Origin of the sequence: Rhizobium sp. NPDC090279, from assembly GCF_044769665.1 — a bacterium.
Lineage (GTDB): Bacteria > Pseudomonadota > Alphaproteobacteria > Rhizobiales > Rhizobiaceae > Rhizobium.
Map to the genome: position 1 here is coordinate 291502 of NZ_JBIVYI010000003.1, position 13468 is coordinate 304969.

Here is a 13468-nt window from a genome sequence, read left to right on the forward strand (position 1 = left end):
TTCGTCAGGAATTGCGTCGAAACAAAAAGATAGCGCCTCAAGGTCCCGGAAAGCGGAGGCCGTCAGCCGCATCACATGGCTCGACATCATGCTTCAGAGCTTCCAGCCGGAGTGCAGCGCGGCGATGCCGCCGGTATAATTGGTGAAGCTCACGCGCGAAAAGCCGGCCTCGCGGATCATGGATGCGAAGTCCTGCTGGTTCGGAAACTTGCGGATCGATTCCACCAGATACTGATAGGGCTCGGCATCGCCTGTGATCGCCTTGCCGAACTTCGGAATGGCGTTGAACGACCATGTGTCATAGACACGATCGAGCAGCGGCAGGTCGACTTCGGAGAATTCGAGCACCAGCAGCCGGCCGCCGCGCTTCAGCACGCGATAGGCTTCCTTCAGCGCCACGTCGATGCGGGGAACGTTGCGGATGCCGAAGGCGATCGTATAGGCGTCGAACGAGTTCGGCTCGAAGGGCAGTTCCTCGGCATTCGCCTCGACGAAGGTGAGGTTGTCTGAAAGCTTCTTCTTCTCCGCACGTTCGGCACCGACGCCGAGCATCGAGCCGTTGATGTCGAGCACGGTCGCATGCGCCAGCCGGTTCGATGCCTCGACGATGCGGAAGGCGATGTCGCCGGTGCCGCCAGCCACGTCAAGCACCTTGTAGGCGGCCTCCTTGCGCGGGTTGAGCGCCGCAACCATTGCATCCTTCCAGGCGCGGTGCATGCCCATGGACATCACATCGTTCATGACGTCGTAGCGCTTGGCGACCTTGTGGAACACCTCGTTGACGAGGCCCTGCTTTTCGCCATCGGCTACTTCGCGGAAGCCATAGGATGTTTCCATGCCGCCATCGGCGGAGGTGCGGCTGTCTGCCATCGGCTCAACTCCGTTACATTACAGCGCCGCGCGTCATATGTGGCGCGCAAAGGTCGCTGCAGCACTTCAAATTTGCTGCATAATTTTATCCTTAAATCGATTCCGATTTAAGGAGTTACGCAGTATTCAGCGGCGGACCATAGCGAAATCGCGTTTGCCACGCTATCTCATCAGCTTGATCACCAGCCGCAATGCCTTGGGCTATAGCTCAGATCATAAGCGGTTGAAACATAAAGATGGATAGCCATGCCGGAATTACCAGAGGTCGAAACCGTCAGACGCGGGCTGGCGCCTTCCATGGAAGGTGCTGTTCTCAAGGCGCTGGAGCTGCGCCGCGGCGATCTGCGCTTTCCCTTCCCGGTCGATTTCGCTGGGCATGTTTCCGGGCGCGGCATCACGTCGCTGTCTCGCCGCGCCAAATACCTGCTGATCGATCTCGATGACGGCAAGACGATCATCGCGCATCTCGGCATGTCGGGTTCGTTCCGTGTCGAGGCGGGGGCTGCGGCCGACACCCCCGGAGCCTTCCATCATCCGCGTTCGAAAGACGAGAAACACGATCATGTCGTCTTCCATCTGTCGGGGATCGGCGACGATGCGCGTGTCATCTACAATGATCCCCGCCGCTTCGGCTTCATGGATATTATGAAGCGGGTCGATATGGCGAGCCACCCGTTCTTCCGAGACCTTGGCCCGGAACCGACAGGCAATGAACTCGATGCTGATTACCTGGCTAGGCGTTTTGCCGGCAAGGCGCAGCCGCTGAAGAGCGCACTGCTCGATCAGAAGAATATCGCCGGTCTCGGCAATATATATGTGTGCGAGGCGCTGTGGCGCTCCCATCTGTCGCCGCTGCGCGCCGCCGGCACGCTGGTCACGGATGCCGGCAAGCCGGCCGAGGCGCTACGGATGCTGGTCGACGCCATCCGCGAGGTCATCGCCGATGCGATCGCGGCCGGTGGCTCGTCGCTGCGGGATCATATCCAGACAGACGGCTCGCTCGGCTATTTCCAGCATTCCTTTTCCGTCTACGATCGTGAAGCGCAGCCTTGCAGTACGCCCGGTTGCGGCGGTACGGTCAGTCGCATCGTCCAGGCAGGGCGCTCTTCTTTCTATTGCGCCGCCTGCCAAGGCTGATTGAAGGGCCAACATTGACTAAAGGGAGAGAGAAATGGCTTACGAAACCCTCATCGTCGAAACACATGGGGCCGTCGGCCTCGTCCGCATCAATCGGCCGCAGGCGCTGAACGCGCTGAACTCCACCGTGCTTTCAGAGCTGAAGCAGGCCTACGGCGACCTTCACCTCGATGATGCCATCGGCGCGATCGTGCTCACCGGTTCGGAAAAGGCCTTCGCCGCTGGCGCAGACATCAAGGAAATGCAGTCGCTCGATTTCGTCGACGCCTATAAGAAGGACTTCTTCAGCGGCTGGGATGACATCGCCAAGGCACGCAAGCCCGTCATCGCGGCGGTCAGCGGCTTTGCGCTTGGCGGCGGCTGCGAACTGGCGATGATGTGCGATTTCATCATAGCATCGGAGACGGCCAAGTTCGGCCAGCCGGAAATCACGCTTGGCGTCATCCCCGGCATGGGCGGTTCGCAGCGCCTGACGCGCGCCGTCGGCAAGGCCAAGGCCATGGATCTCATATTGACCGGGCGGATGATGGATGCGGCGGAAGCCGAGCGTTCGGGCCTGGTGGCGCGCGTTGTGCCGGCGGACAAGCTGCTGGACGAGGCACTGGCCGCTGCAGCCAGGATCGCGTCGTTCTCGCATCCATCCGTGCTCATGGCCAAGGAGGCGGTCAACCGCGCCCTGGAAACCACGCTTGAGGAAGGCCTGCGTTTCGAGCGCCGTCTGTTCCATAGCCTGTTCGCCACGGAGGACCAGAAGGAAGGCATGGCCGCCTTCGTCGAAAAGCGCAAGCCGGCCTTCAAGAACCGCTAAGTACCGGGAATCCGGAATTACGCGGGTTTGGCGAGAATCCGCGTTGACGCCGGGGCTCATTCCGGCTATATGCCCGCCACAGTTTGGAAAGCCGCTCTGGTTTTCCGCAATTGCTCCCGCATTGCTGGATGAAGTGGCCGCAGGGCCCGCGCTGCAACGATGGAGTTTTGTTCGAATTCTAAGAGAGGCATACATGGCCAATACTACCTCGGCGAAAAAAGCGACCCGCAAGATCGCCCGCCGCACCGACGTCAACAAGGCTCGTCGCTCGCGCGTTCGCACGTTCGTTCGCCAGGTCGAAGAAGCCATTGCATCGGGTGATGCAGATCGCGCAAAGGCAGCTTTCGTTGCCGCCCAGCCGGAATTGGCTCGCGCAGCCACCAAGGGCGTGCTTCACGCCAACACCGCTTCCCGCAAGGTTTCGCGTCTTGCCAAGCGTGTGAAGGCCCTTTCGGCCCCGACCGCGTAATTTTTCCTTAACGATTTAATCGTTAGTCTTAAGCCCGGCCCTTGTGCCGGGCTTTTTGGATTCTGCCAAAAAATTGCCGCATTGCCAAAATTGACTAGCCTATCATGTCATTGACGTGACAGAAATATACATTTGAAAACAAAGGCTTACAGCAGGATATCTCAGCGCTGGGTGATCTGCATGACGCATTGCCGGCTCACAACTGAGTCAAGGGATTTTTTATTTTTTTTCTTTTGAAAGCTGTGGGAATCGCGCTCGGTGGGAATCTCTTTGATTCAACAGCGATTCTTTTTTGAAGGGCTTGTGACAGTCAAAAATGGCCTCCCGAGTCAATGGCTGCCTCTTAATTTTGTGTAAAATTCATCGTTGATATCTGCCTGCGATCCTGCCTAAATGCTTTTCAACAAGGGGCGCGGATCTCACCTTAACGGCTTCGGCAAAACACTGTCAGTAACGGCGGTGTGGGTGGTTTTGTCTCTTGTGACGGAGCGGTTCAGTTCCGTTTTTTCAAACAGTTGACGAGTAAAAACCGGAAGCGGCAGCGCTTGCGGAACGAGGAAGCTTGTCTGTCCTTTGCAGCCTAAGTCATTGGCGCGGCTGTGGGGAGGGGAGAAAAATTGACAGCCGTTGGGGCAACAGTCGGAATACGAGGGCCGATTGATGCTCCGGTTACAGACGCCGGGACGACGACTGCTTGAAAGAGCGGTTTTCGCCACAGTGTTCCTGTAAAGCCCGCTGGCCGGGCGTGGCTGATGAACCGGTATGCGGCGCAGCTTGGGACAACGAGCGCGATTGTCATGCCATGGCGAAGAACCAAGGGCGGCAGTGAACTGCTTTCGCCCTATAAAGAGACTGTGGAAGGCGGCACTATATGCAGATACATACGAGGACGACGGGTGCGTTGGAGAATGGGGACAATGCGCAGGCGTTCGGTGCGGTTTGCTTAGAAGCGGCGGGGGAAAAGGACGGCGTGGCGCAAAGTAATTTGTTCGAGCGCGTCAGCGCGCGCTTGAAGGCTCAGGTCGGACCCGATGTTTATGCCAGCTGGTTTGCACGGCTGAAGCTCCATTCGGTATCGAAGAGCGTCGTTCGCCTTACGGTTCCGACGACTTTTCTGAAATCCTGGATCAACAATCGCTATCTCGATCTGATCACCAGTCTGTTCCAGGCGGAAGATGCCGAGATTCTCAAAGTCGAAATTCTGGTGCGCACCGCGACCCGGCAGGGCGCGAAGCCAAGCGTCAATGAGCAACCTGTGGTGCCGGATCAAGCAGCTGTCGCCCCGATCCGTCGCACCTCGGCTCAGCCGGCGGGCCAGATCGCTGCCCAGGCCGTAAGTGCAGCTGCGGCCGCACGGCCGGCAACGGCGGGTATGCCGCTCTTTGGCTCTCCGCTCGATTCTCGCTTCACCTTCGATACCTTCGTCGAAGGCGGTTCGAACCGCGTCAGCCTTGCCGCGGCAAAGACCATCGCTGAAGCCGGCTCTGGCGCCGTGCGCTTCAATCCGCTCTTCGTTCATGCGACGGTGGGTCTCGGCAAGACGCATCTGCTGCAGGCGATCGCCAATGCAGCCGTGCAGAATCCGCGCGGCTTGCGCGTGGTCTATCTTACGGCGGAATACTTCATGTGGCGCTTCGCAACCGCGATCCGCGACAATGACGCGCTGACGCTGAAGGATTCGCTGCGCAATATCGATCTGCTCATCATCGACGACATGCAGTTCCTGCAGGGCAAGATGATCCAGCACGAGTTTTGCCATCTCTTGAACATGCTGCTCGACAGCGCCAAGCAGGTGGTCGTCGCTGCCGATCGCGCTCCCTGGGAGCTGGAATCGCTCGATCCGCGCGTCCGTTCGCGCCTGCAAGGCGGCGTGGCGATCGAAGTCGAGGCACCGGACTATGAAATGCGCCTCGAAATCCTCAAGCGCCGGCTGGAAGCAGCGCGCCTGGAAGATCCATCGCTGGAAATTCCGGCCGAACTCCTCTCGCATGTCGCCCGTAATGTCACGGCGAGTGGCCGCGAACTGGAAGGAGCCTTCAATCAGCTCATCTTCCGTCGTTCTTTCGAGCCAAACCTGACGGTCGAGCGCGTCGACGAACTGCTTGCACATCTGGTCGGCTCCGGCGAACCGCGCCGCGTCCGCATCGAGGACATCCAGCGTATCGTCGCACGTCACTATAATGTCTCGCGCCAGGAGCTGGTTTCCAATCGCCGCACCCGCGTCATCGTCAAGCCGCGCCAGATCGCCATGTATCTGTCGAAGACGCTGACGCCGCGGTCCTTCCCGGAAATCGGCCGTCGCTTCGGCGGCCGCGATCATACGACGGTGCTGCACGCAGTGCGCAAGATCGAGGAGCTGATCTCCGGCGATAGCAAGCTGTCGCACGAGATCGAGCTTTTGAAGCGCCTCATCAACGAGTAAGCCTCGTAAGCGGCATTCGTTGCATATTCCACGGCCGGCTTAACCGCCGGCCGTTCCTTTTTGAGTGATAACCTGAGACCAAGCACGCCTACGCAGGCGGCGTTGTGCGCGAGACCTCGGAAAACAGCCACGCGCGCAGTGCCGCGATCGCCGGCCTTTCCAGTGCGCCCGGCTGATAGACAAGGTGATAGGCAAGCGCACTCGCAAATCCGGTCGGGAAGGGCGTGATGAGCGTGCCGTCCGCCAATTCCTGCTCCACGAAGGACCGGCGCATCAGGGCGATGCCGAGCCCTGCCTTCATGGCGTGGTAGGCGCCCATGCCGTCGGTGAAGACAGGCCCGTGCATGGCATCCACCCGCGTTGCTCCGACGGCCTGCAGCCAGAGCTCCCAGTCGCGCCGATAGACATCGTGGATCAACGTCAGGGCGGCTAGATCGTCGACCGCAGGGGAGGGGCCAAGTGCCGCCGCCATCTCCGGCGTGCAGACCGGAACATATTCGTCATCGAGAAATCTCTCGCTTGCCAGCCCCTCGTAGCCGCCGAGGCCGTGGCGAATGGCAATGTCGATCCCATCTCGCTGGAAATCCATCATCCGATAGGAAGCGCTGATGCGCAGATCGATATCGGGATGCGCCTCCTCGAAGCGTCGCAGCCGAGGCACCAGCCAATGCGTGGCAAAGCCGGCGGTGCAGGTAACGGTCAGCACCGTATCCTTCGAGCGCATCGCCAGTGCTGCCGTCGCCTCGCGGATGAGCCGGAAAGCCGTCCGCATCGTTGCGAAATATTCGGCACCATCCGTCGTCAGGGCGAGACTGCGGGGCCGTCGCTCGAAAAGGCGGACGCCGAGCGCGCTTTCGAGATCACGGATCTGCAGGCTGATGGCGCCCGGCGTCACATGCAGCTCGTTTGCAGCCAGCGTCATGCTGAGATGCCGGGCTGATGCTTCGAAGGCGCGTAGCGCCGAAAGGGATGGCAGTTGATCCATGATGATTGAGCTCAGCTAAATCATAATTCGAAAAAGACTCGTTTGTCAGAGCCTCTATATCGCGAGATTATCGCAATAATTCTGATGGTTGGCAATGATGCCACGCCAAACAACCAGTAAGTTGAACTCAATTGAATACGTTGGAGATGATCTCATGTCGCAGAAATCCATGGGCGTAGCCGAGTGGGGCATGTTGGTGGGGCTATCGATCCTTTGGGGCGGCTCTTTCCTGTTCAACGGTATTCTGGTGCGCGAACTCCCGCCCTTCACCATTGTCACCGCGCGAGTTGCAATCGCCGCCATTGCCCTGCATGTCATCGTGCGCGCCACCGGGCTTTCCATGCCGAGAGACCGTAAGACCTGGCTCGCCTTCTTCGGCATGGGCTTCCTCAACAACGTCATCCCGTTTTTGCTGATCGTCTGGGGCCAGACCCATATTGCCAGCGGCCTCGCCTCGATCCTCAACGCTACCACGCCGCTCTTTGCCGTTGTCGTCGCCCATGTCCTGACGGAGGATGAGAAGATGACCGGCAATCGCCTGATCGGCGTCATCGTCGGCTTTGTCGGCGTGGCCCTGATGATCGGCCCTTCGGTGCTCGCAAGCCTCGGTTCCAACGTGCTGGCGCAGCTCGCCGTGCTGGGCGCGGCCTTCTCCTATTCGCTGGCCGGCATATTCGGCCGGCGGTTCCGCCGCATGGGGCTGGCGCCGATCATTCCTGCCGCCGGTCAGGTGACGGGCTCGGCCATACTGCTTTTGCCGATCGCGCTCTTCGTCGATCGCCCCTGGACGCTGGCAATGCCCTCGACCGAGGCCTGGCTCGCTCTCGCCGGTCTGGCCATCCTGTCGACCGCCGTCGCCTATGTGCTGTTCTTCCGCATCCTCGCGACAGCCGGCGCCACCAACCTGATGCTGGTGACCTTCCTTATTCCCGTCAGCGCCATCCTGCTCGGCGCACTCGTTCTCGGCGAGGACCTGCAGATGAAGCATTTCATCGGCATGGCGATGATCGCGGTCGGCCTTGCGGCGATTGACGGACGTCTTTTCACCCTCCCCTCGAGGGGGAGGGTCGGCACGTAGTGCCGGGGTGGGGTGATCTGGGTAAACGCTGAAGCCTCGATTGGTTTTGGGGGATCACCCCCACCCGCCGCTCTGCGGCGACCTCCCCCCTCAAGAGGGAGGTGACTAACAGGCGAGGTCGGCGACGACCGAGTCGAGAACCAGCATTCCCGAAGGTGTGCAGCGCAGGCGGGAATTGCCGATCCGCTCTATGAAACCGTGTTCCAGTAAAAACGCCTCGCGCTGCGGATCGGGATCGCGGCCGGAAAGCTGCTGCCAGCGGGCGAGATCGACGCCTTCCCTGAGCCGCAGTCCCATCAGCAGTAGTTCGTCGGCCTGCTCGTCGAAACCAAGCATTTCCTGGTCGATCATGCCGTGGCCGTCGCGCTCGACCATCTCGAGCCAGCTTTCCGGCTTGCGCTCGGTGGCGGTCGCGAGCTTCTGCGGTCCCTGGGTTAAGCGACCATGGGCACCGGGGCCGATGCCGGCATAATCGCCATAACGCCAGTAGGTCAGGTTGTGCCGGCTTTCGGCGCCGGGACGGGCATGATTGGAGACTTCGTAGGCAGGCATGCCCTCGCGTTCGGTAATTTCCTGCGTCGCCTCGTAGAGCAGCGCCGATTGGTCGCCGTCGGGCACGATCAGCTTGCCGGCCTTGTGGAGGCCGTAGAAGGGCGTGCCTTCCTCGATCGTCAGCTGATAGAGCGAGAGGTGATCGACCGCATAGGAGATCGCCTCCTTCAGTTCTCGTTCCCATTCCTCGACGGTCTGGTTCGGGCGGGCATAGATGAGATCGAAGGACATGCGCGGAAAAATCTCGCGCGCCAGCCTGATCGCCTTCAGCGCATCCTCGACATTGTGCAGACGGCCCAGGAATTTCAGGTCGCGGTCGTTCAGCGCCTGCACGCCCATGGAGACGCGATTGACTCCGGCGGCGCGATAGCCGCGAAAGCGCTCCGCCTCGACACTCGATGGATTGGCTTCCATGGTGATTTCGATGCCATCGGGCACATGCCAGGTCTTGGCGATGCCATCGAGGATCGCGCCGACCGTTTCAGGCTTCATCAGCGATGGCGTGCCGCCGCCAAGGAAGACGCTGGTCACCGTCTTCGGGCCGCTGATCATCCGCATCGTCGCCATTTCCTTCAGGAAGGCGGCGGCGAAACGCTCCTGATCGACAGGCTGATGGCGGACGTGGCTGTTGAAATCGCAATAGGGACACTTGGCCGCGCAAAAAGGCCAATGCACGTACACGCCGAAACCGGGTTCGCCGGTATCGGGCAGCAATTGCGCTCCGCGCATCAGGTCCTCAGTATCCACGATTTCCACGAACTAAGCTTACGCCTCCAGGCAGGTTTCGACAAAGACCTTGAAGGCCCGGGCGCGATGCGAGAGCGCCTGCTGATCGCCGGGCTTCCAGTCATGCTTCTCTTCGGCGCTCATTTCGCCAAAAGTGGTCTCGTATCCCTCGGGCTGGAAGACCGGGTCGTAGCCGAAGCCCTGCGTCCCGCGCGGCGGCCAGACGACGGTACCTTCGACTTCGCCGCGGAAAAGCTCGGTATGCCCGTCTGGCCATGCCAGGCAGAGCACGCTGACGAAGCGCGCCGTGCGGCTTTCCGGCGAGGTCGCGCCAGCCCTTTCCAGCGCCGTCTCGACCTTCCGCATCGCCATGGCGAAATCGCGCGTGCCGTCGGCCGTTTCGGCCCAGTTGGCGGTATAAACGCCGGGATCGCCGCCAAGCGGATCGATGACCAGACCGGAATCGTCCGAGAGTGCCGGCAAGCCCGAAGCCTGCGCGGAGGCCAGCGCCTTGATCGTGGCATTTTCCTCGAAGGTGGTGCCGGTCTCGTCCGGTTCGATGAAATTGAGATCGGCGGCGGACTTGGCAGCAAAACCCAGCGGGCCGATCAGGTCGCGGATTTCCTGGATCTTGCCGGCATTATGGCTGGCGACGACGATGGTCTTGGTATCGAGCTTGCGCATGTGCTGTCCTGTCAGAGGCCCCAGATGCGGGGTTCGGCGCATTCCAGGCTGTTGCCGGCCGGATCGCGGAAATAGATCGATCGGCCGCCGTTCGGCCAGTGAAAATCGGCTTCGATATCGACACCGGCAGCCTTCAGCTTCCGCGCCATCGCTTCGATATCGTCATTGTCGAGGCGGAAGCAGACGTGACCATGCCCCTTCGTGCCATGCGGCGGCACGGGTAGGGCGCCCGGCTCGTGCGGCTTCACGGTCTCCTCGCTGTTGAAGATCAGCAGGACGCCCGGCCCGCAACGATAGAAGACATGGCGGTTGCCGCCACGCGAAATCCTCTGCAGTCCGAGTATGCTTCCGTAAAAGACTTCAGCCGCATCGAGATCGTCCGCATAGAGTGCGGTTTCGAGGACGCCTGCGAGGGCCGGGTCAGCCATTCAAAATATCCTCAGGCGATGGCCTGCTTCTGCAGATCCACCAGTTCGGCAATGCCGTTCTTGGCAAGATGCATCAGCGTGGCGAATTCCTCTTCGCTGAAGGGGGCGCCTTCGGCGGTTCCCTGGATCTCGACGATGCCGCCCTTGCCGGTCATGACGAAATTGGCGTCGGTCTCGGCCGAAGAATCCTCAAGGTAGTCGAGATCGATGACAGGCTGACCGGCGAAGATGCCGCAGGAGATGGCGGCGATGTGATCCTTCAGCACGCGGTCGACCTTGACCATGTTGCGGCTTTCCATCCACTTCAAGCAGTCGTAGAGCGCGATCCAGCCGCCGGTGATCGATGCCGTGCGTGTGCCGCCATCGGCCTGGATGACGTCGCAATCGACGGTGATCTGACGTTCGCCGAGCTCTTTCAAATCGACGACGGCGCGCAACGACCGGCCAATCAGGCGCTGGATTTCCTGCGTGCGGCCACCCTGCTTTCCGGCTGCGGCTTCGCGCTTCATGCGCTCGCCGGTCGCACGCGGCAGCATGCCGTATTCGGCCGTGACCCAGCCCTTGCCGCTGTTGCGCAGCCATGGCGGCGTCTTGTCTTCCAGGCTTGCCGTGCAGAGCACGTGCGTATCGCCGAACTTGACCAGGCAGGAGCCTTCCGCATGCTTGGAAAAATTGCGCTCGAACGATACCTTGCGCATCTGGTCGGTTTTTCTGCCTGAAGGCCGCATTCCACTCTCCTGAATGTTCGTTGACCGCTTCTACGACCCACAGGCCGCATTTGCAAAGGAAAAGCAGGCTGGGGAGCCTCTGGGCGGCGGCCGCAGCATTTTTCCCTTTTGCCATTGCTAACCAAATGATTATATTTTGCCCAAGGCTCAACGGAATGGATCTGACAGCGAAATGGTATTCACGACATCGTCGGTCTCGGATGTCATTGCTGCACTGGACGAACGCTCCAAGGAAGTCTTCCGTCGCATCGTCGAAGGCTATCTGGAAAATGGCGAGCCGCTGGGCTCGCGCAATCTCTCCCGCTTGCTGCCCATGTCCTTGTCGCCGGCTTCCGTGCGCAATGTGATGAGCGACTTGGAAGAGCTTGGGCTCATCTATTCGCCGCATGTGAGCGCCGGCCGATTGCCGACCCAGGTGGGCCTGCGCTTCTTCGTCGACGCCTTCATGCAGGTCGGCGATCTCTCGGCCGAGGATCGCGCCAATATCGACCGGCAGGTGCGTGGCAGTAATCGCGACCAGCCGATGGAATCGATGATGTCGGAGGCAAGCCGCGTGCTGTCGGGCATTTCGCGCGGTGCCGGCCTCGTCATCACCTCCAAGAGCGATCCGGTGCTGAAACACGTGGAATTCATTCGGCTGGAGCCGACCAAGGCGCTTGCCGTGCTCGTCGGCGATCACGATCAGGTCGAAAACCGCATCATCGAACTGCCGGCCGGCACGACCTCGTCGCAGCTGACGGAAGCTGCCAACTTCCTGAATGCCCACATGACCGGCCAGACGATGCCGGAATTGCGGCGGCAATTGCAGAGCCTCAAGGAAAGCGTGCGAAAGGAACTGGACAGTCTTTCGCATGAATTGGTCGAGCGCGGCATTGCTGTCTGGTCTGGTGGCGATGACGACGGCAAGCCGACGCAGCTCATCGTGCGCGGCCACTCCAATCTCTTGGCCGAGATCGGCGGCGCCGAGGATCTGGATCGGTTGCGCCTGCTTTTCGACGATTTGGAAAAGAAGGACAGCTTGATCGAGATCCTCAATCTCGCCGAAAGCGGGCCGGGCGTGCGTATCTTCATCGGTTCGGAAAACAAGCTCTTCTCGCTGTCGGGCTCCTCGCTCATAGTTGCGCCCTATCGCGACGACGACGATCGCATCGTCGGCGCAGTCGGAGTCATCGGTCCGACACGGCTGAACTATGCGCGCATCGTACCCATGGTCGATTATACGGCCCAGCTGATCTCGCGGCTGACCCGACCGGGGATGTGATGGCTGGGATCAGTCGGGAAGGAGCATCCCCGATCCGCCCATCTCTGCCGGAAAATCCTTCTGCTTCGGCAACCCGTCTCTCAGGTGAAGCACGGTTGTCTCGTAATTGACGTGGACTGCCGGCTGAAATTCGAGGGTGGGAAGGACGGCGGCATAGACGTCGGTGACGCCCCACGGCGGATGCTCTGTCAAAAGATGGCCGCCGCAGACCGTGCACCATTTGCGCACGCTCTTTTCGGTTTTCTGGTAGCTGCCGATCTTGTCCGCGCCCTTGGTGACGTGAACGGCTTCCGGCGGCCAGAGCGAGAAGGCATTGACCGGTCCCGCCGACCATTCCCGGCAGGAGTCGCAATGGCAATAACCCATCGCCATTGGCTCGCCGTCGACGGCAATTTCCACTGCGCCACAGAAACACTTGCCTGAAAGGGATTTGCCATTAGACATTGATGTCACCCCACTCTGTGCTGAGATGCAATTCAGCATACTACTGGGGAGGAGGGTTGAACAGTCGACGTCACGAGTGGCATCAAGGAGCGGGGAGGCACGTTGCCGCCGCCGTAAAGCCGCGAATTGGCGGTTCTTCTCGACAAAGCCTTGATTTTTTCCGGCCAAACCTCGATATCGGGCACATCGTAAGACCAAGCAATTCGGAGACCGTCATGACCGACGAAACAACAAAAAACGGCCCTGACGCCACGGCGGCCGACACTTCAGCGGATTTCGCGCAGGATGCAGCCGAAACCGTCGATGCGGCAGAACCGTCTCAGCCAGATCCGGTTGAGCTGCTGAAGGCCGAGAATGGCGAACTGCGCGATCGCTACCTGCGCCTTGCTGCCGAGATGGACAACCTCCGTCGCCGCACCGAGCGCGACGTGAAGGACGCAAAATCCTATTCCGTGGCAAGCTTTGCCCGCGACATGCTCTCGGTGGCGGACAATCTGCGCCGCACGCTGGACGCCATTCCGGCTGATGCTCGCGCCGGCGCCGATGCCGGCCTGAACACGCTGATCGAAGGCGTCGAGATGACCGAGCGGTCCATGCTCTCGGCGCTCGAACGCCATGGCGTGCGCCAGCTCGAGCCGGTCGGACAGAAGTTCGATCCCAATTTCCATCAGGCCATGTTCGAAGTGCCCAATTCCGAGGTGCCGAACAACACGGTCGTCCAGGTCGTGCAGGCCGGCTTTGCCATCGGCGACCGCGTTCTGCGCCCGGCCATGGTCGGCGTTGCCAAGGGCGGCCCGAAGATCGTCGAAACGACCGAGCAGGGCGCCAACAGCCCGCTCGACGAAAAGGACGCTTGATCCTTTTCTGTTTGAGTAA

Annotated in this window: 14 protein-coding genes; 7 read left to right on the forward strand and 7 right to left on the reverse strand. The window is 60.6% G+C overall.

What is annotated here, in order from left to right; all coding sequences use genetic code 11:
• Nucleotides 1-93 precede the first annotated feature (93 nt).
• Nucleotides 94-870, reverse strand: coding sequence for a bifunctional demethylmenaquinone methyltransferase/2-methoxy-6-polyprenyl-1,4-benzoquinol methylase UbiE (gene ubiE, locus ACIQWP_RS09405; RefSeq protein ID WP_402785354.1), 777 nt, complete (start codon nucleotides 868-870; stop codon nucleotides 94-96).
• 246 nt (nucleotides 871-1116) lie between these two features.
• On the opposite strand from ubiE, the gene mutM reads away from it, so the two are divergent.
• The 4 genes from mutM (at nucleotide 1117) to dnaA (ending at nucleotide 5706) form a co-directional block, all read left to right on the forward strand.
• Nucleotides 1117-2007, forward strand: coding sequence for a bifunctional DNA-formamidopyrimidine glycosylase/DNA-(apurinic or apyrimidinic site) lyase (gene mutM / locus ACIQWP_RS09410; RefSeq protein WP_402785357.1), 891 nt, complete (start codon nucleotides 1117-1119; stop codon nucleotides 2005-2007).
• Nucleotides 2008-2041: 34 nt separating this feature from the next.
• Nucleotides 2042-2815: an enoyl-CoA hydratase gene (locus tag ACIQWP_RS09415; protein WP_402785360.1), complete on the forward strand. Its 774-nt coding sequence runs from the start codon at nucleotides 2042-2044 to the stop codon at nucleotides 2813-2815.
• A 193-nt stretch (nucleotides 2816-3008) separates the two neighbouring features.
• Nucleotides 3009-3284: a 30S ribosomal protein S20 gene (gene rpsT / locus ACIQWP_RS09420; protein ID WP_004108374.1), complete on the forward strand. Its 276-nt coding sequence runs from the start codon at nucleotides 3009-3011 to the stop codon at nucleotides 3282-3284.
• 871 nt (nucleotides 3285-4155) lie between these two features.
• Nucleotides 4156-5706, forward strand: a complete 1551-nt coding sequence (gene dnaA, locus ACIQWP_RS09425; RefSeq protein ID WP_402785365.1) for a chromosomal replication initiator protein DnaA — start codon at nucleotides 4156-4158, stop codon at nucleotides 5704-5706.
• 88 nt (nucleotides 5707-5794) lie between these two features.
• Here dnaA and gcvA read toward each other — a convergent pair whose 3' ends face one another.
• Nucleotides 5795-6691, reverse strand: coding sequence for a transcriptional regulator GcvA (gene gcvA / locus ACIQWP_RS09430; protein WP_402785368.1), 897 nt, complete (start codon nucleotides 6689-6691; stop codon nucleotides 5795-5797).
• Between the two features lie 154 nt (nucleotides 6692-6845).
• On the opposite strand from gcvA, the gene ACIQWP_RS09435 reads away from it, so the two are divergent.
• Nucleotides 6846-7769 carry a DMT family transporter gene (locus ACIQWP_RS09435; RefSeq protein ID WP_402785371.1) on the forward strand — a complete coding sequence of 308 codons (924 nt, stop codon included), beginning with the start codon at nucleotides 6846-6848 and terminating at the stop codon, nucleotides 7767-7769.
• A gap of 105 nt (nucleotides 7770-7874) precedes the next feature.
• Here ACIQWP_RS09435 and hemW read toward each other — a convergent pair whose 3' ends face one another.
• Genes hemW through rph form a run of 4 tightly spaced genes read right to left on the reverse strand, consistent with a single transcriptional unit; the run spans nucleotide 7875 to nucleotide 10887 of the window.
• On the reverse strand, nucleotides 7875-9050 hold the full coding sequence (hemW, locus tag ACIQWP_RS09440; protein WP_402786096.1) for a radical SAM family heme chaperone HemW: 1176 nt from the start codon (nucleotides 9048-9050) through the stop codon (nucleotides 7875-7877).
• A 36-nt stretch (nucleotides 9051-9086) separates the two neighbouring features.
• On the reverse strand, nucleotides 9087-9731 hold the full coding sequence (rdgB, locus tag ACIQWP_RS09445; RefSeq protein ID WP_402785374.1) for an RdgB/HAM1 family non-canonical purine NTP pyrophosphatase: 645 nt from the start codon (nucleotides 9729-9731) through the stop codon (nucleotides 9087-9089).
• Between the two features lie 11 nt (nucleotides 9732-9742).
• Entirely contained in the window at nucleotides 9743-10159 is a 417-nt protein-coding gene (locus ACIQWP_RS09450; RefSeq protein WP_402785377.1) for a VOC family protein, read from the reverse strand.
• Between the two features lie 11 nt (nucleotides 10160-10170).
• Nucleotides 10171-10887, reverse strand: coding sequence for a ribonuclease PH (gene rph / locus ACIQWP_RS09455; RefSeq protein WP_402785380.1), 717 nt, complete (start codon nucleotides 10885-10887; stop codon nucleotides 10171-10173).
• A 172-nt stretch (nucleotides 10888-11059) separates the two neighbouring features.
• Here rph and hrcA point away from each other — a divergent pair, with 172 nt between their 5' ends.
• On the forward strand, nucleotides 11060-12148 hold the full coding sequence (gene hrcA / locus ACIQWP_RS09460; RefSeq protein ID WP_402785383.1) for a heat-inducible transcriptional repressor HrcA: 1089 nt from the start codon (nucleotides 11060-11062) through the stop codon (nucleotides 12146-12148).
• Between the two features lie 9 nt (nucleotides 12149-12157).
• Here the strand turns inward: hrcA and ACIQWP_RS09465 are convergent, their stop codons facing one another.
• Complete coding sequence (locus ACIQWP_RS09465; RefSeq protein ID WP_402785386.1) at nucleotides 12158-12592, reverse strand: GFA family protein; 435 nt, start codon at nucleotides 12590-12592, stop codon at nucleotides 12158-12160.
• A 215-nt stretch (nucleotides 12593-12807) separates the two neighbouring features.
• On the opposite strand from ACIQWP_RS09465, the gene grpE reads away from it, so the two are divergent.
• Nucleotides 12808-13449, forward strand: a complete 642-nt coding sequence (gene grpE, locus ACIQWP_RS09470) for a nucleotide exchange factor GrpE (protein ID WP_402785389.1) — start codon at nucleotides 12808-12810, stop codon at nucleotides 13447-13449.
• The last annotated feature ends 19 nt before the right edge of the window (nucleotides 13450-13468 follow it).

Excerpts from the sequence above, each read along its gene's own strand:
- ubiE (WP_402785354.1), bottom strand. The coding sequence starts at position 870 with ATGGCAGACAGCCGCACCTCCGCCGATGGCGGCATGGAAACATCCTAT.
- mutM (WP_402785357.1), top strand. The coding sequence starts at position 1,117 with ATGCCGGAATTACCAGAGGTCGAAACCGTCAGACGCGGGCTGGCGCCT.
- ACIQWP_RS09415 (WP_402785360.1), top strand. The coding sequence starts at position 2,042 with ATGGCTTACGAAACCCTCATCGTCGAAACACATGGGGCCGTCGGCCTC.
- rpsT (WP_004108374.1), top strand. The coding sequence starts at position 3,009 with ATGGCCAATACTACCTCGGCGAAAAAAGCGACCCGCAAGATCGCCCGC.
- dnaA (WP_402785365.1), top strand. The coding sequence starts at position 4,156 with ATGCAGATACATACGAGGACGACGGGTGCGTTGGAGAATGGGGACAAT.
- gcvA (WP_402785368.1), bottom strand. The coding sequence starts at position 6,691 with ATGGATCAACTGCCATCCCTTTCGGCGCTACGCGCCTTCGAAGCATCA.
- ACIQWP_RS09435 (WP_402785371.1), top strand. The coding sequence starts at position 6,846 with ATGTCGCAGAAATCCATGGGCGTAGCCGAGTGGGGCATGTTGGTGGGG.
- hemW (WP_402786096.1), bottom strand. The coding sequence starts at position 9,050 with ATGCGCGGAGCGCAATTGCTGCCCGATACCGGCGAACCCGGTTTCGGC.
- rdgB (WP_402785374.1), bottom strand. The coding sequence starts at position 9,731 with ATGCGCAAGCTCGATACCAAGACCATCGTCGTCGCCAGCCATAATGCC.
- ACIQWP_RS09450 (WP_402785377.1), bottom strand. The coding sequence starts at position 10,159 with ATGGCTGACCCGGCCCTCGCAGGCGTCCTCGAAACCGCACTCTATGCG.
- rph (WP_402785380.1), bottom strand. The coding sequence starts at position 10,887 with ATGCGGCCTTCAGGCAGAAAAACCGACCAGATGCGCAAGGTATCGTTC.
- hrcA (WP_402785383.1), top strand. The coding sequence starts at position 11,060 with ATGGTATTCACGACATCGTCGGTCTCGGATGTCATTGCTGCACTGGAC.
- ACIQWP_RS09465 (WP_402785386.1), bottom strand. The coding sequence starts at position 12,592 with ATGTCTAATGGCAAATCCCTTTCAGGCAAGTGTTTCTGTGGCGCAGTG.
- grpE (WP_402785389.1), top strand. The coding sequence starts at position 12,808 with ATGACCGACGAAACAACAAAAAACGGCCCTGACGCCACGGCGGCCGAC.